Here is an 18,873-nt window from a genome sequence, read left to right on the forward strand (position 1 = left end):
CAACAAGTGCAGAAGAGCGGTAATCGGCACTTCGCGGCAATCATGTGTGAATGCGGACGTTCAGTCTGGGAAGGGATGGATCTGCCCTTCGCGGACCCTCCCGTCGGGCAGTCCGGAAGATGTGCCAGAGTTGCCACGTCCGGGCTATGAGCACGTACCGTACGGCGCAACAGGCGGGACAGCCGGGACACCGGGACACCGGGAAGGGGCAGCTGGGTTGACCACGCACGCACCGCAGGCGGCGCAGTCCGTGACGCTGCCGACGTCGCTCGACGAGGCTGTGGCGGCACTGACGGCCATGCCTGCCGCCGTCCCCGTCGCGGGTGGCACCGATCTGATGGCGGCCGTGAACTCGGGGCTGCTGCGGCCCACGGGACTTGTCGGACTCGGCAGGATCAGCGAGATCCGCGGCTGGCACTACCAGGACGGCCACGCACTGCTCGGCGCCGGCCTCACGCACGCCCGGATGGGGCGGCCCGACTTCGCCGCGCTCATCCCCGCGCTGGCCGCCGCAGCGCGCGCCGCGGGGCCGCCGCAGATCCGTAACGCGGGCACGCTCGGCGGCAACATCGTCACCGCGGCACCGACCGGCGACGCGCTGCCCGTGCTGGCCGCGCTGGAGGCCACGCTCGTCATCGCGGGGCCGGGCGGCTCCCGCCGCGAGACCCCGGTGTCGCATCTGCTCGCGGGCCGGGACATGCTCCAGCCCGCCGAACTCGTGGGCTTCGTACGGGTACCGCTGCTGCACGCGCCCCAGGTCTTCCTCAAGGCCACCGGGCGTACCGGCCCCGGCCGCGCCACCGCTTCGGTCGCGGTGGTCCTCGACCCGGCCAGGCGCGGCGTGCGCTGCGCGGTGGGAGCCGTCGCCCCGATGCCGCTGCGGCCGATGGAGGCCGAGCAGTGGATCGCCTCGCTCATCGACTGGGACGGAGAACGCGGGCTGGCGCAGGAGGCGCTCACCGCCTTCGGCGAGTACGTCGCCGCCGCCTGCATCCCCGACGCGGCACCGCCCCCCGGAGGGGGAGAGGCGCAGCCGCTGCCCCCGGCCGTACTGCACTTGCGGCGGACCGTAGCCGCACTGGCCCGGCGAGCACTGGGGAGGGCACTGTCGTGACCACCAACGACGACCGGGGCGGCTGGCAGCCGGTCCCGCAGGGCGGCGAGTACGACGCCGAGGCCACGGCGTTCGTACAGCTCCCGGAGGGCATGGACCCGTCCGGCGCCCCGCTGGCCGCGCCCGGCCACGGGTACGTGCCGCCGATGATCCTGCCGCTGACCCCGGCAGCGGGCACGGACCCGGCCGCCACCGGGCAGTGGACGGTGCCGCAGGCGGACCCGTCTCATCACCAGCCGTATCAGACGCACCAGTCCGACCAGTCCGACCAGCCCTACCCGTCGGATCAGCCCTACCTGTCGGACCAGTCCGACCAGCCCTACCCTTCCGGCCAGTCCCACCAGACCTATCCGTCCCCGCACGCGCCGGAGACGCCGTACTGGCCGGAGCCCGCGCAGGATCCGCACTCCGGTCCGGGGTACCCGCAGGCGCCGATGGCCACCGGTCAGTGGACGTTCGGGGACGCGCAGGACTCACCCGTCCCCGAACAGCCGCACCAGCAGCAGCATCAGCCACAGCAGCAGCACGGCGGGGACCTCACCGGACAGTGGACGATCCCGGTCGCTGAGGGAGACGTCCCCGAGGAGTCCGGTGAGTACGCCGCCTCCTCGCTGGCACGCCCGGCCACGCTGCCCGGTGGTGCGCGCGCGCCGTGGGCCGTACCGGCGGAGCCCGAACCGGACCACGGGACTCCGGCCGATGGCACCCCCGTACCGCAGGACGAGCACGAGACGGGCGCCGAGCCGCCCGCCGGGGAAGGACACGGAACAGCGGCCGACGAGGCGGACGTTCCGGCGGCCGGTTACGGAACCGGCCCCGATCCGGACCCCGACCCGGATCCCGATCCCGACCACGCCGGATCTGCCGTACCCGGCGGTGAGCGTGACGCGCACGACCCGCGGGAGCCGCACGACACCGCCCAGACCCCGCGTCCCGTACCGGACGCGCATGGCGTTCCGGCCCCGCGCGCGGCCGAGTTCGACGCGGCGTCCGGGGCGGCAGGCCCGGAGACCGCTCATCCCGCAGCCGGTCCCGCCGGCACGCACCCCGATGCGGCGAACCCCGATGCGGCGCACCCCGAGCCCGCCCCCTCCGGTGCCGGGCACCCCGGCACCGGCGCGGAAGACCCCGGTGCCGAAGACCCCCGCGCGGAGCTCCCCGGTGCGGAAGTCCCCGGTGCACAGCCCGCGTCCGACGACGCGGCCCCCGCCGTCGCCTGGAGCGAGCACACACCCGCCTCGTACGTCCTGCGGGTGAACGGCACCGACCGCCCCGTCACCGACGCCTGGATCGGCGAGTCGCTGCTCTACGTACTGCGCGAGCGCCTCGGTCTCGCGGGCGCCAAGGACGGCTGCTCGCAGGGCGAGTGCGGCGCCTGCAACGTTCAGGTGGACGGCCGGCTCGTCGCCTCCTGCCTGGTCCCCGCTGCCACCGCGGCCGGCTCCGAGGTACGTACGGTCGAGGGCCTCGCCGTCAACGGCGAACCCTCCGACGTGCAGCGCGCGCTCGCCGAGTGCGGAGCCGTCCAGTGCGGTTTCTGCATCCCGGGCATGGCCATGACGGTCCATGACCTCCTGGAGGGCAACCACGCCCCCACCGAACTCGAAACCAGACAGGCTCTGTGCGGCAACCTCTGCCGCTGCTCCGGCTACCGGGGTGTGCTGGACGCGGTCAGCGAGGTGGTCGCCGGTCGCGCGGAGGCGGGCGCCGCGTCCGAAGAGGCCCGTATCCCGCACCAGGCAGCACCCGGCTCCGGCAGCATGCAGCCGGACAACCCGCAGCAGCATGACGGAGGCATGGCGTGAGCAGCGACGCGGCCACCGCGGCCACCGCGAAGTCCCCTGAGGCGGACGGCCCGGAGGAGGAGCCGCCCGCGCACGGGCTCGGCGCGTCCCTCCCGCCGGCCGACACCCGCGCGAAGACCGAGGGCACCTTCCCCTACGCGTCCGACCTGTGGGCCGAGGGCCTCCTCTGGGCCGCCGTGCTGCGCTCCGCGCACCCGCACGCGCGGATCCTCTCCATCGACACCTCGGAAGCGTCCGCGATGCCCGGCGTCCGCGCGGTGGTCACGCACGCCGACATCCCCGGCGACGCAGCACACGGCCGCGCGGTCGCCGACCGTCCGGTCTTCGCGTCCGAACTGGTCCGCCACCACGGCGAGGCCATCGCCGCGGTCGCCGCCGACCACCCGGACACCGCCCGGCTCGCCGTGGCCGCCATCGCGGTCGAGTACGAGGTGCTGGAGCCGGTCACCGACCCGGAGAAGGCCTTCGAGGCCGAACCGCTGCACCCCGACGGCAATCTGATCCGCCACATCCCGCTGCGGTTCGGCGACCCGGACATCACCGGCGAGGTCATCGTCGAGGGCCTCTACCGGATCGGCCGCCAGGACCCGGCACCCATCGGCGCCGAGGCCGGGCTCGCCGTGCCCCGGCCCGACGGCGGTGTCGAGATCTACACCGCGTCCACCGACCCGCACACCGACCGCGACCTGGCCGCCGCCTGCTTCGGCCTGGAGCCCGACCGGGTCAAGGTCGTGGTGACCGGAGTGCCCGGCGCCACCGGCGACCGCGAGGACACCAGCTTCCAGCTCCCGCTCGGCCTGCTCGCGCTGAAGACCGGCTGCCCGGTCAAGCTGGCCGCGACCCGCGAGGAGTCCTTCCTCGGCCACGCCCACCGCCACCCGACCCTGCTGCGCTACCGCCACCACGCGGACGCCGAAGGGCGCCTGGTGAAGGTCGAGGCGCAGATCCTGCTGGACGCGGGCGCGTACGCCGACGCCTCGTCCGAATCGCTGGCGGCGGCGGTCTCGTTCGCCTGCGGCCCCTATGTCGTCCCGCACGCCTTCATCGAGGGCTGGGCGGTCCGTACGAACAACCCGCCGTCCGGCCATGTCCGCGGCGAGGGCGCGCTCCAGGTCTGCGCCGCGTACGAGGGCCAGATGGACAAGCTCGCGGCCAGGCTCTCCATGGATCCGGCCGAACTGCGGCTGCGCAACGTCCTGGCCACCGGCGATCTGCTGCCCACCGGACAGTCCATCACCTGCCCGGCGCCGGTCGCTGAACTCCTGCGCTCCGTCAAGGACTTCCCGCTGCCCGCCCTGCCCAAGGACACCCCCGAGGGCGACTGGCTGCTGCCCGGCGGGCCGGAGGGCGCGGGCGAGCCGGGCGCGGTGCGCCGCGGGGTCGGCTACGCGCTGGGCATGGTCCACATGCTCGGCGCCGAGGGCGCCGACGAGGTCTCCACGGCCACGGTCAAGGTTCACGACGGGGTCGCCACGGTCATCTGCGCCGCCGTCGAGACCGGCCAGGGCTTCTCCACGCTGGCCCGGCAGATCGTGCAGGACACCCTCGGCATCGAGGAGGTCCATGTCGCATCGGTCGACACCGACCAGCCCCCGGCCGGGCCCGCCACGCACGGCAGGCACACCTGGGTGTCCGGCGGCGCCGTGGAGCGGGCGGCGAAGATGGTCCGCACCCAGCTGCTCCAGCCGCTGGCCCACCAGTTCGGGATGTCCACCGAGCTGCTCCAGATCGCCGACGGCAAGATCACCTCGTACGACGGAGTGCTCTCCACGACCGTCACCGAGGCCATGGACGGCAAGGAGCTCTGGGCGACGGCCCAGTGCCGTCCGCATCCGACCGAGCCGCTCGACGAGTCGGGCCAGGGCGATGCCTTCGTCGGGCTCGCTTTCTGCGCGATCCGCGCGGTGGTGGACGTCGACATCGAACTGGGCTCGGTCCGGGTCGTGGAGATGGCTGTCGCCCAGGACGTCGGCCGGATCCTCAACCCGCGGCTGCTGACCTCCCGTATCGAGGCGGGCGTCACCCAGGGCGTCGGCGCGGCCCTCACCGAGAACCTCCGTACGACGCGGGGCGTGGTCCGCCACCCGGACCTGACCGGTTACGCGCTCCCCACGTCCCTGGACACGCCGGACATCCGCATCGTGAAGCTCATCGAGGAGCGCGACGTGGTGGCCCCGTTCGGCGCGAAGGCGGCGAGCGCGGTGCCGGTGGTCACTTCGCCGGCCGCGGTGGCGGCGGCGGTACGGGCGGCGACCGGCCGGCCGGTGAGCCGGCTCCCGATCAGGCCGCAGGCCGCGGTGGTCACTGGCTGAGCAGGACCAAGCCCTCTAAGGCAGTTGAGGGCGGGCGGCTTCGCAGGTGGTTGCGGACGGGCGGCTTCGCAAGTGGTTGCGGGCGGGCGGCTTCGTCAGCAGTTGCGGACGGGCAGCTGTTCAGGCAGTTGAGCTGCCCTTCGCAGCACATCTGCCCCCGTCCCGCTCCCGGTTCGCGCCCGCGTCACACATATGGGCATAGTGGCATCTCCCGGAGGATGCCGTTCCCGTGCAGGGGTAGTGCTGCTCTGATCAGCGACCTCATGGGAAAGGCCGAACGTCAGTGTCAAAGCCTTTTGAATTGCCGGAGTTCTACCTGCCGCATCCGGCCAGGCTGAATCCCCATCTCGAAGAGGCCAGAGCCCACACCAAACAGTGGGCCAGGGACATGGGCATGCTGGAGGGGTCGGGGGTCTGGGACGAGCACGACCTCGACTCCCACGACTACGCCCTCCTCTGCGCCTACACCCACCCGGACTGCGGCGGACCCGAACTGTCGCTCGTGACCGACTGGTATGTGTGGGTGTTCTTCTTCGACGACCACTTCCTGGAGTTGTTCAAGCGGTCGTCGAAGGACCGGCAGGGCGGCAAGGCGTATCTGGACCGGCTGCCCGCCTTCATGCCGATGGATCTGGCCGACGGGTTCCCCGAGCCGCAGAACCAGGTGGAAGCGGGCCTGGCCGACCTCTGGGCGCGCACCGTCCCAGGGATGTCCATGGAGTGGCGGGAACGTTTCGCCGTGAGCACCGAGAATCTGCTCAACGAATCCCTCTGGGAACTCTCCAACATCAACGCGGGACGCGTCTCCAACCCCGTCGAGTACATCGAGATGCGGCGCAAGGTCGGCGGAGCGCCCTGGTCGGCCGGGCTCATCGAGTACGCGACGGGTGCGGAGGTGCCCGCGGTCATTGCGGGATCGCGTCCGCTGCGCGTACTGAAGGACACGTTCTCCGACGGGGTGCATCTGCGCAACGACCTCTTCTCGTACGAGCGGGAGATCCAGGAGGAGGGCGAACTCAGCAACGGCGTCCTGGTCCTTGAGACCTTCCTCGGCTGCACCACCCAGGAGGCGGCGGAGGCGGTCAACGATCTGCTCACCGCGCGGCTCCATCAGTTCGAGAACACCTTCTTCACCGAACTCGGCCCGCTCTTCGCGGAGTTCGGTGTGGATCCGAAGGGCGTGGCCGACACGCTCACCTATGTGAAGGGGCTCCAGGACTGGCAGTCCGGCGGCCATGAGTGGCACCTGCGCTCCAGCCGCTATATGAACGACGGCGGTGTGGTGGCGGAGGCGGCACCGGGACTTCCGCTCGCGCCGCGGGGGCTCGGCACGTCCGCCGCGGACATCAAGCAGCTCATGGGGAGGACGGGCGCGGCCCGGCTGCGCAACCATCTGCACGTGCCGCACCAGCACGTCGGACCGTCCCGGCTCCCGGACTTCGACATGCCGTTCGAGCTCTCGCTCTCGCCGCATCTGGAGACCGCACGACGCCATCTCGTCGCGTGGGCGTACCGGATGCGGATGCTCGACGACATCTGGGACGAGCGGCTGCTCACCGGGTACGACTTCCCGGTCTGCGCGGCGGGCATCGACCCGGACGCCACCGCGGACGAACTGGACCTTTCCTCGGGCTGGTTGGCCTGGGGGACGTACGCCGACGACTACTTCCCCATGGTGTACGGGCGGACCCGCGACCTCGCGGGCGCGAAGGCGCAGAACGAGCGGTTCTCGCTCTTCATGCCGCTGGAGGGGGAGGCGCCCCCGCCGTTGAACGCCATGGAGCGTGCGCTGGCCGATCTGTGGGCGCGCACGGCGGCCCCGATGGACGGCGCCGCGCGCCGCACTTTCCGTACGGCGGTCGAGAACATGACGGCCAGCTGGCTCTGGGAACTCGCCAACCAGGCGCAGCACCGCATCCCGGAACCGGTCGACTACATCGAGATGCGCCGGATGACCTTCGGCTCCGATCTGACGATGGCGCTGGCCAGGCTCGGCCACGGGCACCGGATCCCGGACGAGGTCTTCCGCAGCGGTCCGGTGAAGTCGCTGGAGAGTTCGGCCGCGGACTACGCCTGCCTGATGAACGACGTCTTCTCGTACCAGAAGGAGATCGAGTTCGAGGGGGAGGTGCACAACGCCGTCCTGGTCGTCCAGGCCTTCTTCAACATCGACTACCCGACCGCGCTGGCCATGGTCGATGACCTGATGGTGTCGCGTATGCGGCAGTTCCGGCATGTGGCCGAGCACGAGATCCCGGTCGTCTGCGAGGACTTCGGGCTCGACGACGCGACCCGCGAGGCGCTGGGGGCCTATGTGCGGGAGCTGGAGGACTGGATGGCGGCCATCCTGAACTGGCACCGCAAGACCCGCAGGTACGCGGAGGCCGACCTGCTCGCGGGCGGACCGGGCTCCCGCTTTCTGCCGCGTGCCCGGTCGGGATTCGGTATGGCGGCGCTGGGGCTGGCGGAGCTGGTCAACCGGGGGTGAGGGGGCTGGGCCCCGGGGCGGCTCGGCGTCCGGGGCGGGTGTCTGGAGGGGGTGGGTCCCGGTGGGTGCCCGCAGGGGTGGCTACCGGTGGCTACCCCTCCGGGCCTGCCCGGTACTTCCCCGGACGCCACTGCCATATGTCGCCTTTGCGGCATATTTCCTATAGTGGGCTGAGTCCTGCACCCCGATGAGGAGTCAGCCGCATGAGCAATCTGTTTGTCATCGCCTACGACGACGTGGCCACCGCCAACCAGGTCCGCGACAAGGTCGTGACGCTGAGCCGTCAGCACCTCATCGACCTGGAGGACGTGGTCGTGGTCGAGCGCCGCGAGGCCGACGGCAAGATCAAGCTGCACCAGGCCGTCAACCTCACCGCGGCAGGAGCGACCGGGGGTGCGCTCTGGGGCGGGGTCATCGGGCTGCTGTTCCTTGCGCCACTGCTCGGCGCGGCCGTCGGAGCCGCGGCGGGCGCGGCAGGCGGAGCGGCCAGGGACGTCGGGGTGAACGACGACTTCATGCGCGAGGTCAGCTCGAACCTCCGCCCGGGGGCCGCGGCGCTCTTCGCCCTGGCCAAGTCGGAGGCGGTCGACAAGGTCGTGGCCGAGCTGGCGCCGTTCGGCGGCCAGTTGGTCCAGACGTCGCTCTCGTCGGAGGACGAGGAACACTTGAAGGCGATGGTCCAGGCGGCCAGGGCCGGCGAAAAGGAGCAGCCGACGACGAGGCCGGAGGCATCCGGGGCACGGCCCGGGGGCACGGAGCAGCAGCCGACGACGAGGCCGGACTCCTGAGGGGGCTTACGTTGGGGGCGCCCCCGGCCCGGACAACGGGGGGCGACCTCTGTGCCCCCGGCCCGAACGACGGGGGCACGGGGGCGTCCTCGTACACAGAGGCCGTGGCGGGAATCGAACCCACGTAACTCGCTTTGCAGGCGAGCCCCTAAACCACTCGGGCACACGGCCAAGCCACCGGAACCGCTCCGTTCGTGCGTTCGGAACCGATCCAGTACGCCGACCGTAGGTCCCCCGCGCCCCCGCCTCAAGACCGCGGGCCGTCCCGCAACGTGACTGCCACACCCCGTTCATGGTCGTACGACCAACGGACCAGTCCGGCCCGTCCCTCCGACAGGGTTCATCCGGCCATTCGCCCCTTACTGTGGTCTCATGACCGCCCTGGAATCCCGCGACGCCGAGGTCGCATCCCCCGACCTGCCCGACGGCACTTCCGCCCCCGTGACCGGCGGGATTCTCGGCAGCGCGCACCGGGCGCTCAGTATCGGCATCGTCACCGTCGTCCTGCTCATCGCCTTCGAGGCGACCGCCGTCGGCACCGCGATGCCCGTCGCCGCGCGGGAGCTGCACGGCGTCGCGCTCTACGCCTTCGCGTTCTCCGCGTACTTCACCACCTCGCTCTTCGCGATGGTCCTCTCCGGCCAGTGGGCCGACCGGAACGGGCCGTTGCGGCCCCTCGCCACCGGGATCGCCGCCTTCGCGGCCGGACTGCTGCTCTCCGGTACCGCGTCCTCGATGTGGATCTTCGTGGCCGGGCGCGCGGTGCAGGGGCTCGGCGGCGGGCTCGTCATCGTCGCGCTGTACGTCGTCGTCAGCCGCGCCTACTCCGAGCGGCTGCGGCCCTCGATCATGGCCGCCTTCGCCGCGAGCTGGGTGATCCCCTCCGTCGTCGGACCCCTCGCGGCCGGCACGGTCACCGAACACCTCGGCTGGCGCTGGGTCTTCATCGCCATCCCGGTCCTGGTGGTGCCGCCGCTCGCCCTCGCGCTGCCCGCGATCCGCCGGACGGCCGCGGGCCCGGCCGACCCCTCCGTACCGCCGCCCGGCTTCGACCGGCGGCGCATCCGCCTCGCGCTCGGGATCTCGGTGGGGGCCGGTCTGCTCCAGTACGCGGGCGAGGACCTGCGGTGGCTTTCGCTGATCCCGGCGGTGGCGGGCGCGGCGCTGCTGGTCCCCGCGGTGCTCGGACTGCTGCCGCGCGGCACCTGCCGGGCTGCGCGCGGGCTGCCTTCCGTGGTGCTGCTGCGCGGGATCGCCGCGGGATCGTTCATCGCGGCCGAGAGTTTCGTACCGCTGATGCTGGTCACCCAGCGGGGACTCTCGCCGACGCTGGCAGGACTCTCGCTGGCGGCCGGCGGCGGCACCTGGGCGCTCGGCTCGTTCGTACAGTCCCGGCCGCGCATGGAGCCGTACCGGCAGCGGCTGATCGTCATCGGGATGATCCTCGTGGCGGCGGCCATCCTGACCGCGCCGAGTGTCCTGATCCACTCCGTCCCGGCCTGGACGGTCGCGGTGGCGTGGGCGTTCGGCTGCTACGGCATGGGCACGGTCATCGCGTCGACGAGCGTGATGATGCTGAAGCTGTCGGCCCCGGAGGAGGCGGGCGCGAACTCTGCCGCCCTGCAGATGTCCGACGGTCTCTCGAACGTCCTGATGCTCGCGGCGGGCGGCGCGGCCTTCGCGGCGCTGGGCGGGGGAGCGGTCGGCGTCCTGCACGACGGGGCCTCCGCCCCGCACCCGGCGGCGTTCGCGGCGGTGTTCCTGCCGATGGCGGCGGTGGCGCTGGCGGGGGCTTGGGTGGCGACGCGGCTGCGAGTGGCCGAAGCCTGATGGCACTACGTGGTACCGCGTAGTACCATCAGGTCATGGCTGGACTGAATCTGCGATTCACGGACGAAGAACTCGACATGCTGCGGGAGCGTGCGGCAGCAGAAGGCCGCAGCATGCAGGTCTTCGCGCACGATGCCGTCATCACTGCCATGAACGAGCATTCCCGGCTCTTCAATGAGGCAGCTGACCATGTCCTCGCGGCCAGCGCGGAGCTCAACCGCAGGCTCGCTTGATGTACTACCTGACTCTCCCCGAGCTGTTGAACCTCGCGAAGCGGCTGGGAGCGGACGAGGTGCGCGACTACGGTCTGCTCGACTCCGCCCTGGCGCGCCCGCAGTCGAGCGTGTTCGGGCAGGACGCGTACCCCGATGTCTGGCACAAGGGTGCCGCGCTGATGGAGTCGTTGGCCCGCAATCACGCACTTGTCGATGGCAACAAGCGAATTGCGTGGTACGCGACCTGGGTTTTCCTGCACATCAACGGGCACCCGCTGGAGGCCGCATTTGATGTGGACGAGGCCGAGCAGTTCGTGCTGGACGTCTGCCAGGGCATGCTCGACGTCCCCAAGATCGCCGGTCAGCTGCCCAGGTTTGCTGCGCATTGAGTCAAGCCACGGTCGTCCCCCGGTAGGGTGGCCCGGTTGTCGTACCGCCGCCCCGTGCACCTCTGAGAACCGACGGAGACCGTGACTACTACCGCCTCCCACCACCTCTCACCCGCCTTCCCCGGCCGCGCCCCCTGGGGCACCGCGAGCAAGCTGCGTGCCTGGCAGGAAGGCGCCCTGGAGCGCTACCTCCATGAGCAGCCCCGTGACTTCCTCGCGGTCGCGACCCCCGGCGCCGGGAAGACCACCTTCGCGCTGACCCTCGCGTCCTGGCTGCTGCACCACCACGTCGTGCAGCAGATCACTGTCGTTGCGCCGACGGAGCATCTGAAGAAGCAGTGGGCGGAGGCCGCGGCCCGGATAGGGATCAAGCTCGACCCGGACTACAGCGCGGGCCCCCTGAGCAAGGACTACGACGGCGTCGCCGTCACCTACGCCGGTGTCGGCGTGCGCCCGATGCTGCACCGCAACCGCTGCGAGCAGCGCAAGACCCTCGTGATCCTGGACGAGATCCACCACGCGGGCGACAGCAAGTCCTGGGGCGAGGCGTGCCAGGAGGCGTTCGACCCGGCGACCCGGCGGCTCGCGCTGACCGGTACGCCGTTCCGCTCGGACACCAACCCGATCCCCTTCGTCACGTACGAGGAGGGCAACGACGGTATCCGGCGCTCCTCCGCCGACTACACGTACGGCTACGGCAATGCGCTTGCCGACGGCGTCGTCCGCCCCGTGATCTTCCTCAGCTACAGCGGCAACATGCGCTGGCGCACCAAGGCCGGCGACGAGATCGCCGCCCGGCTCGGCGAACCGATGACCAAGGACGCGATCGGCCAGGCCTGGCGCACCGCGCTCGCGCCGACCGGTGAGTGGATCCCGAACGTGCTGCGCGCCGCCGACCAGCGGCTCACCGAGGTCCGCAAGGGCATCCCGGACGCCGGCGGTCTTGTCATCGCCTCCGACCAGGACACCGCCCGCGAGTACGCCAAGATCCTCCGGAAGATCACCGGTGACCGGCCCGCCGTCGTGCTCTCCGACGAGAAGGCGGCGTCGAAGAAGATCGACCAGTTCGCCGCCGACGAGTCCCGGTGGATGGTCGCGGTCCGGATGGTGTCGGAAGGCGTCGACGTACCGCGCCTCGCCGTCGGCGTGTACGCCACCACCATCTCGACACCGCTCTTCTTCGCCCAGGCCGTGGGCCGTTTCGTACGCTCCCGCAGGCGCGGCGAGACCGCGTCCGTCTTCGTGCCGACGATCCCGATGCTCCTCGACTTCGCGAACGAGATGGAGGTCGAACGGGACCACGTACTCGACAAGCCCAAGAAGGGCAGTGACGAGGAGAACCCGTTCGCGGAGGAGGACAAGCTCCTCGCCGACGCGGAGAAGCTGGAGGACGAGGAGACCGAGGAGCAACTGCCCTTCGAGGCACTCGAATCCGACGCGGTCTTCGACCGGGTGCTGTACGACGGCGCCGAATTCGGGATGCAGGCCCACCCGGGCAGCGAGGAGGAGCAGGACTACCTCGGCATCCCCGGCCTGCTGGAACCGGACCAGGTCCAGCTGCTCCTCCAGAAGCGGCAGACCCGGCAGATCGCACACAGCCGCCAGAAGCCGGCCGAGGAGGCCGACCTGCTGGAGAAGGCCGCCGAAGCGCGCCCGGTCGTCACGCACAAGCAACTGCTCGAACTGCGCAAGCAGCTCAACACGATGGTCTCGGCCTACACCCACCAGAGCGGCAAACCGCACGGCGTGATCCACACGGAGCTGCGCCGCACCTGCGGGGGCCCGCCGAGCGCGGAGGCGACCGCAGGCCAGCTGAAGGAGCGCATCGCGAAGGTCCAGGAGTGGGCGACGCGGATGCGGTGAGGGCCGGGTGCGCCGAGACTCCGCTCTTGTGCGCCCGCATCCGGCGCCTATTGGTGGATGGCTGCGCGTTTGTCGTGTGGTGGGTATGCCGGGTTCAGGCCTACTGGGGGTTGGTAATTCACTTCCTTCAGATGGTTGTTGAGCCTCTCGGCCATGTGTTCCATCCACTGTGTGTAGGTCTGGCCATCAGGTGGCATGAGGTCGCAACCGAGGGCCTCAACTGCCGCTTCCACGGTGTCCTCGTCGGGGCAGATGGTGAGCAGCTCGGCGATCTCATGGGCGGCCGCCGCAGTCTCATGATCGCCTTCGCTGCTTCCTGCATTGGCGTATTCGTCGAGTACAACATCGTATGGATCCTCGATATCCCGGTGAAAGGATCCGCCGAGGAGGCTGGAGAGGTTCGGCAGACGCTGTCGCCACTCCCAGTTCGTTTCGGGGACTGCGGGCTCTGCTACTTCGCCGCCTTCGGTGAAGGCTGCCAGGTGCGGAAGCATGGCGATGAGGCACTCTTCGCGGGTGCGGCCGGGCGGGGTGATCATGGGTGGCATGGAAGCCAGATTGGATGCCACATCGGCTTCGTCGAGGCCGTACTTGAGTACGTCCAGGATCTCGCGGGATACCCGGAATGCTCGGCCGGGGTAGTACGTGGCCATCCGTAGATAGCTTCGCATCGCCTTTGACGGGGCTTCATCGGTATCTGTGTAGGCGTTTTCGTATCTCACGGACGAGTACGCAAAAAGAATGAGCCGCAGTTCTGGCAGCCACTCTGCCCACGGTGCGTCATCATCGAAAATATCGGGTTGAGTCATTGAGCTTTCCCTTCAGTTGCCGCTGCTCTGCATGGATGCCCGGTCAGGGTATGGGGAAGGTGGTGAGGATGTAATATCCACCGGGCGCACTCGGATCGGCCTTCAGGACGACACGTGCGCTGCGAACCTCCCTGGATCCCTTGCCATCCTGCCAGTCCTTGCGGGACAGTGACCGGCCGGTGACCTCGCCAGTGTCCTCGATATCGAAATGCTCCGGTTTTGTTATTTTATCTTTCTTCAGCCAATTGCTGATTTCTTGTTTGTTGGAATCGATAGCCCGCTGAGCGAACCTTTGTGCATCGGCAGTGTTTTTGTACGTCGACACATTCTTGATCTTCTTCTTTTCCTCTCCGAATCGATCTCGCATTTGCTTTTCGCTGCGACCTACATGCTTGGTGACCCCATGGCCCCCGTACCCTTCGTCCTCAAGTGGGTCGGCTTCCCGGGGCTGGGGTGGCTTTGGCCCCTTGCGGCTGGCGCGATTCCAGGCGTTGTAGTCACCCTCGGACATCGCCGTGATGAAGTCGTCGAAGCCCTTGTAGGTCAGAGCGCCGCCGCCCGTGATGGCTGCGCCGCTGACGACATTCACGGGGACGCCGGCAAGAGCGCCTACTCCGGTGGCATCGAGGGCTGCGCCACCGAACTCTCCGCCAACGCCAACAGACATCAACCAGATGCCGGTTGCAGTTTCGAAGACGCCGGTGAGGGAATCAGGGCTGAAGGCCACCTGCATGACGTTGGCGACTTCGGTGCCGGTGTCTTCGAGAGGGTCGACCACCCACTTCTTCCACCAGGAGCGCTTCTTCGGCTTCGGTTCCGGCTTGGCGCGCGTGGTGATTCCGTTGAAGGCGTCAACCGGGGAAATTCCGTCGCCGAAGCCGTGGGGGCCTTTTGCTTCGTCGAACGTGCGCAGGCGCAGCTTGATCTCTGCGGACATGATGTGCAGCTCCGCGCCGAGTGAGCCGGGCAAGCCCGCGAAAGTCGAGACCGGTGCGGTCGGTAGGAGTACCCCGCTGCCGGCAGAGGTCTCTTGAACGCGCTGCAGATTCGGGTTGTGAGTAGCCTGTTGTCCGGGGTCGAGCGCTTCCTGCGCGTCGGTCAGAATCGAGCCGATGCTGCGGTGCAGCGAACTCGCACCGGCGCTCGCCTTCTCCAGATCCGCCGCGAGCTTCGCTACTTCTCCCTCATCGAACCCTCTGAATCCCATCAGTGGCCGCTCTTGTGCTTTGCGGCGTGATTGGCGCGCTCGTCGAGATTTCGTGCTTCGCTGTCCCAGCGCCGGGCGTCGGCGACGAGGTCACTGGCCATGGTGTGGAGCGTGCGACTGTGCGCTTGCAGCTTCGCAGTGGTGAGTTCCGCGTAGGGTCCTTTCCATATCGCTATTCGGTCCTTTCCGCTGCCTGCAGCCTGCTTCACCTCGTTGTCGAGATAGCTACCAAGGCCATGTGCGGCGGTACGCGCACGCCGTGCTGCTGAACGGAGTGTCTCGGCGCGCTTCTTCAACTCGGCTGCCGTTTCTGGTTCCCCCATGCCGTCTCCCTGCGTATCAGCGGGTCCGTATCGCGTGCGATCTTGAAGGCTCAATCTCGGGACATTGCCCCTTGAACAAGTCGTGCGCGGCAGAGACCTTTTGCTGTCTCTGCCGCGCACGGGTGTTGCGTTGGCTGGTGCGGCGGGCCGGGTCGCTAGCGGTGGTTGTTCGTCTTCAGGCCGGTTATGAATGCGGTCCAGGAGGTGGTGGGAAACGCCATGGCAGGGCCGTCCGGGTTCTTGCTGTCACGGACGGGGACGACGCCGGGGAATCCGTCCGCCACTTCCACGCAGTCGCCGCCCTCCTGATTGCTGTAGCTGCTCCTGCGCCAGGCGGCGACGGTCAGATCGAGACGGGACACTCGCTTCACGGTGGTTGCCCTCCATGACGGATCGGATCATGTCCAGTGACATGAGCGGGGGCAGTGCCACTGCCCGCAGTTGATCGTAGGTCACCGCAAAGCGCCCGACTTCCTCCGGTTCCTCGATCAGCTGGCCGTAGTGGGCGCCCTCCGTGTACGCGACTTCGGTGCCGTCCGGCAGCCCGAGAATCGTGAGGGAGCCACCCATCACGTCGTGCTCTCCCTGGTCGAACGGCAGTACCTGCACGGTGATATGAGGTTGTCCTTCGGCCATCTCCAATAGCCGGTTCAGCTGTGCCCGCATGACAACGGGGCCACCGACAGGACGTCGTAGGACCGACTCGTCGAGAATCGCCCACAGGTCAGGGGCATCGGGCCCGGCGAGGCGTTCCTGGCGTTCCATTCGGGCCGTGAGCCGTTCCTCCAAATGTTCCTCGCTCTTGAGGGACCGGCCGACGCTCAGTAGTGCTCGGGCATATTCCTGAGTCTGTAACAGGCCGGGCACCACATGGGCTGCGTACTGGCTGATCAGCCTGGCGCGAGCCGCGTGCCCCATGAATGCCCGCGACCAGTTGGGAAACGCCTCCCGGTACACGTACGGCCACAAGTCGATCAGCAAGTTGTCCGCCACCAGGGCGGTGTCCAGTGCCTGTGTCAGCTCCCATGTGGGTTTCGCACCGGACGCGCGCTCGATCTGGGTGATGCGGGTGCTGACCACGTGCGTCATATCGCCCAGTTCGACTTGAGTCAGTCCCGCCGCCGTACGGAGCTTGCGTACCCGTGAGCCGAAGAGTGCGGCCATCGACGTCTGGGGGTCAATTGGTCTGGCCAAGAAGGGACTTCCGTTCTTTACGACCTGGAAGGTAAGGCTTCGTCACCTTTCGAGCGTAGGGCCAACGGCCGATTCTTGAGTACGGAACGTCACGACTCCCGCACTCTGCGGGACGTGCAGGGAATCGACCGTCTGGAGAGCCGCACCATGCTGAAAGCAGTGACCGTGCCGGAGGAGGGCCCGAAGAGGGGGACGGAAGGGGCCGCGCAGTCGCACGGACCGGATTCGGCTGCCCCGGATCCTGAACTGCGGGTGCTCTCCATGCAGTTCACGTCGTCGCCCCGAGGTGCCCGGCTTGCCCGGCGGGCCGCCGTGAGGCGTCTGGGCGAGTGGGGGTTCCCGCCGATGTCGGATGCGTCGTGCACCGTCGCCCTGCTGGTCGCGGAGCTTGCCGCGAACGCCGTACAGCACGGCCGGGTGCCCGGCCGCGACTTCCATCTGCTCGTCGCTTTTGACGGGCGGGCGAGCCGGTTCCGTATCGAGGTTTCGGACGCATGCGCGGATCGGTCGCCGGTCCACCCTGTCGCCCCTGCGGCTGAGGAGGAATCGGGCCGCGGTCTGCTCCTTGTCGATGTCCTCGCCGTCCGCTGGGGCTGGGTGCCTCGCGTACCCGTCGGGAAGACCGTGTGGGCGGACGTGGTGGCGGCCGGGAGTTGAAGGTAAAAGGTCGGCATAAAGAGATTGAAGGTAAAGGAAGGTGATCCGGTCGCGAACTGCGACCCTTTCGTCATGAACGGGGCAAACCGTGCACCGACTGCCCGGATTCTGGACTTACCCTTCCGCTGAGCGGACCAGCTCGCTACTGTCCCGGCAACGCATACGCCCCGTGGCAGAGCCGCCGCGGAGCGCAGCCGGTGCCCTGGCCTGCCGGCGGCCGCTGCGCGCGCGTCGCCGAACGGGAACCGGCGTCGTGACGTTCGTGGGGAGCCGCCGCGACTACCACGTAAGGAGTGGGCGTCGTGACCGCCGAGACTTCTCAGACGCTCGACAGGGGACTCCGCGTCCTCAAACTGCTTGCAGACACCGACCACGGCCTGACCGTCACCGAATTGTCCAACAAACTCGGGGTCAACCGGACCGTGGTCTACCGACTGCTCGCCACATTGGAACAGCACACCCTGGTCCGCCGCGACCTGGGGGGCCGTGCCCGGGTCGGGCTCGGTGTGCTGCGCCTGGGCCGCCAGGTGCACCCCCTCGTCAGGGAAGCGGCGCTGCCCGCGCTCCGCTCGCTCGCCGAGGACATCGGCGCGACGGCGCACCTCACCCTGGTCGACGGTTCGGACGCGCTCGCCGTCGCGGTGGTCGAACCGACGTGGACGGATTACCACGTGGCGTACCGGGCGGGCTTCCGCCACCCGCTGGACCGGGGCGCGGCCGGGCGCGCGATCCTCGCGTCCCGGCAGGGGCTGCCCGACGGGCCCGGCTACACGCTCACCCACGGCGAACTGGAGGCGGGCGCGAGTGGCGCCGCCGCGCCGCTGGTCGGAGTGACCGGGGTGGAGGGGAGCGTGGGTGTGGTGATGCTCGCCGACTCCATACCGGAGCGGGTGGGGCCGCGCGTGGTCGACGCGGCGCGGGAGGTCGCGGAAGCGCTGCGGTGACGTGGGCGGCGCGGGAGGTCGCGGAAGCGCTGCGGTGACGTGGGCGGCACGGTGCTGCTGTGGGCGGCGCGGTGAGGTGGCAGGGCGGGTCCGGTTTGCCGCGCCCGATAGATTGGCTCCGTGCTCCTCCGTAACCCGCGCTCCCGTGTCCTCGCCGTCTGTGCCGTTCTGGTGCTTGCCCTCCTCGGTACGGCCGCCTTCGCGCCGCTGCCGTTCTCGGTGGCGCAGCCGGGGCTGACCGCCAATGTGCTGGGTGACAACAAGGGGCAGCCCGTGATCAGCATCACAGGCGCGGCCGTACGGAAGACGTCCGGCCAGTTGCGGATGGTGACCATCGAGGCGACCGGGCCGTCCACCGACGTGGATCTGGGGCAGGCGATCGACGGCTGGTTCCGTACCGACCGGGCGGTCATGCCGCGCGACGCCGTCTACCCGGGCGGCGGCAGCGACGCCCAGATCGAGAAGCACAACCTCGCCGAGATGAAGGGCTCGCAGGACGACGCGACCGAGGCCGCGCTGAACTACCTCGGCGACAGCTCCGACAAGGTCAAGGTGACCCTGCACCTCGCGGACGTCGGCGGCCCCAGCGCCGGGCTGCTCTTCTCGCTCGGCATCGTCGACAAGCTGGACGGCGACGGTGCGGGCGCCGACCTCACCGGCGGCCGGACCATCGCCGGTACGGGGACGATCGACGCCTCGGGGAAGGTCGGCGCGGTCGGGGGAGTGGCGCTGAAGACGCAGTCCGCCGCCCGGGACGGGGCCAGCGTCTTCCTCGTGCCGAAGGCCGAGTGCTCCGACGCCAAGTCCGGGCTTCCGCACGGGCTGCGACTGATCCCGGTCACCACGCTCAAGGGCACGGTGGCGGTCCTGCAGACGCTGAAGAAGGGCGGCTCGGTCCCCAGCTGCTGACCGGCCCGGGTTCTGATGCGTCCCGG

17 protein-coding genes and 1 tRNA gene are annotated in these 18,873 nt (G+C 69.5%); 12 read left to right on the forward strand and 6 right to left on the reverse strand.

The window, feature by feature from the left end:
* The first annotated feature begins 217 nt into the window (after positions 1 to 217).
* From OG385_RS20890 to OG385_RS20910, 5 genes are all read left to right on the forward strand, one after another.
* Positions 218 to 1,114 carry a xanthine dehydrogenase family protein subunit M gene (locus OG385_RS20890; protein WP_266856528.1) on the forward strand — a complete coding sequence of 299 codons (897 nt, stop codon included), beginning with the start codon at positions 218 to 220 and terminating at the stop codon, positions 1,112 to 1,114.
* On the forward strand, positions 1,111 to 2,919 hold the full coding sequence (locus OG385_RS20895) for a 2Fe-2S iron-sulfur cluster-binding protein (protein WP_266856530.1): 1,809 nt from the start codon (positions 1,111 to 1,113) through the stop codon (positions 2,917 to 2,919). The genes OG385_RS20890 and OG385_RS20895 overlap by 4 nt, the downstream gene beginning before the upstream one ends.
* Positions 2,916 to 5,231, forward strand: a complete 2,316-nt coding sequence (locus OG385_RS20900) for a xanthine dehydrogenase family protein molybdopterin-binding subunit (RefSeq protein ID WP_266856532.1) — start codon at positions 2,916 to 2,918, stop codon at positions 5,229 to 5,231. The genes OG385_RS20895 and OG385_RS20900 overlap by 4 nt, the downstream gene beginning before the upstream one ends.
* Positions 5,232 to 5,514: 283 nt before the next feature.
* Positions 5,515 to 7,719, forward strand: a complete 2,205-nt coding sequence (locus OG385_RS20905) for a terpene synthase family protein (RefSeq protein ID WP_266856534.1) — start codon at positions 5,515 to 5,517, stop codon at positions 7,717 to 7,719.
* 203 nt (positions 7,720 to 7,922) lie between these two features.
* Complete coding sequence (locus OG385_RS20910; RefSeq protein WP_266856536.1) at positions 7,923 to 8,507, forward strand: DUF1269 domain-containing protein; 585 nt, start codon at positions 7,923 to 7,925, stop codon at positions 8,505 to 8,507.
* Between the two features lie 99 nt (positions 8,508 to 8,606).
* Here the strand turns inward: OG385_RS20910 and OG385_RS20915 are convergent.
* Positions 8,607 to 8,678: transfer RNA gene (locus OG385_RS20915), tRNA-Cys, on the reverse strand.
* Positions 8,679 to 8,879: 201 nt separating this feature from the next.
* Between OG385_RS20915 and OG385_RS20920 the strand changes: the two genes are divergently transcribed.
* The 4 genes from OG385_RS20920 (at position 8,880) to OG385_RS20935 (ending at position 12,804) form a co-directional block, all read left to right on the forward strand.
* A complete protein-coding gene (locus OG385_RS20920) occupies positions 8,880 to 10,337 on the forward strand; it encodes an MFS transporter (RefSeq protein ID WP_266856538.1) in 1,458 nt (485 codons plus the stop codon).
* Between the two features lie 35 nt (positions 10,338 to 10,372).
* A complete protein-coding gene (locus OG385_RS20925) occupies positions 10,373 to 10,570 on the forward strand; it encodes a hypothetical protein (RefSeq protein WP_266856540.1) in 198 nt (65 codons plus the stop codon).
* The gene (locus tag OG385_RS20930; protein WP_266856541.1) at positions 10,570 to 10,941 is read left to right on the forward strand and encodes a type II toxin-antitoxin system death-on-curing family toxin; all 372 of its coding nucleotides are present in this window, start codon (positions 10,570 to 10,572) and stop codon (positions 10,939 to 10,941) included. Before OG385_RS20925 ends, OG385_RS20930 begins: the two co-directional genes overlap by 1 nt.
* Positions 10,942 to 11,022: 81 nt before the next feature.
* Positions 11,023 to 12,804 carry a DEAD/DEAH box helicase gene (locus OG385_RS20935; protein ID WP_266856543.1) on the forward strand — a complete coding sequence of 594 codons (1,782 nt, stop codon included), beginning with the start codon at positions 11,023 to 11,025 and terminating at the stop codon, positions 12,802 to 12,804.
* Positions 12,805 to 12,851: 47 nt separating this feature from the next.
* Here the strand turns inward: OG385_RS20935 and OG385_RS20940 are convergent, their stop codons facing one another.
* The 5 genes from OG385_RS20940 to OG385_RS20960 all read right to left on the reverse strand — a co-directional run bounded on the left by OG385_RS20940 (position 12,852) and on the right by OG385_RS20960 (position 16,307).
* Positions 12,852 to 13,613, reverse strand: a complete 762-nt coding sequence (locus OG385_RS20940) for a contact-dependent growth inhibition system immunity protein (RefSeq protein ID WP_266856545.1) — start codon at positions 13,611 to 13,613, stop codon at positions 12,852 to 12,854.
* A gap of 43 nt (positions 13,614 to 13,656) precedes the next feature.
* Positions 13,657 to 14,820 (reverse strand): RNase A-like domain-containing protein, encoded by a 1,164-nt coding sequence (locus OG385_RS20945; RefSeq protein WP_266856547.1) that lies wholly within the window; start codon positions 14,818 to 14,820, stop codon positions 13,657 to 13,659.
* Positions 14,820 to 15,143: a hypothetical protein gene (locus OG385_RS20950; RefSeq protein WP_266856548.1), complete on the reverse strand. Its 324-nt coding sequence runs from the start codon at positions 15,141 to 15,143 to the stop codon at positions 14,820 to 14,822. Before OG385_RS20950 ends, OG385_RS20945 begins: the two co-directional genes overlap by 1 nt.
* Before the next feature lie 155 nt (positions 15,144 to 15,298).
* Positions 15,299 to 15,433, reverse strand: a complete 135-nt coding sequence (locus tag OG385_RS20955; RefSeq protein ID WP_266856550.1) for a DUF397 domain-containing protein — start codon at positions 15,431 to 15,433, stop codon at positions 15,299 to 15,301.
* Positions 15,390 to 16,307: a helix-turn-helix transcriptional regulator gene (locus tag OG385_RS20960; protein WP_266856552.1), complete on the reverse strand. Its 918-nt coding sequence runs from the start codon at positions 16,305 to 16,307 to the stop codon at positions 15,390 to 15,392. The genes OG385_RS20955 and OG385_RS20960 overlap by 44 nt, the downstream gene beginning before the upstream one ends.
* A 291-nt stretch (positions 16,308 to 16,598) precedes the next feature.
* Between OG385_RS20960 and OG385_RS20965 the strand changes: the two genes are divergently transcribed.
* The 3 genes from OG385_RS20965 to OG385_RS20975 all read left to right on the forward strand — a co-directional run bounded on the left by OG385_RS20965 (position 16,599) and on the right by OG385_RS20975 (position 18,847).
* Entirely contained in the window at positions 16,599 to 16,994 is a 396-nt protein-coding gene (locus OG385_RS20965; protein WP_323183942.1) for an ATP-binding protein, read from the forward strand.
* Positions 16,995 to 17,296: 302 nt separating this feature from the next.
* Positions 17,297 to 17,938: an IclR family transcriptional regulator gene (locus OG385_RS20970; protein ID WP_266856555.1), complete on the forward strand. Its 642-nt coding sequence runs from the start codon at positions 17,297 to 17,299 to the stop codon at positions 17,936 to 17,938.
* Between the two features lie 120 nt (positions 17,939 to 18,058).
* Positions 18,059 to 18,847 (forward strand): S16 family serine protease, encoded by a 789-nt coding sequence (locus OG385_RS20975; RefSeq protein ID WP_266856557.1) that lies wholly within the window; start codon positions 18,059 to 18,061, stop codon positions 18,845 to 18,847.
* Positions 18,848 to 18,873 lie beyond the last annotated feature (26 nt).

It is taken from the genome of Streptomyces sp. NBC_01306 (assembly GCF_026340465.1).
In the GTDB taxonomy this organism is placed as follows: Bacteria; Actinomycetota; Actinomycetes; order Streptomycetales; family Streptomycetaceae; genus Streptomyces.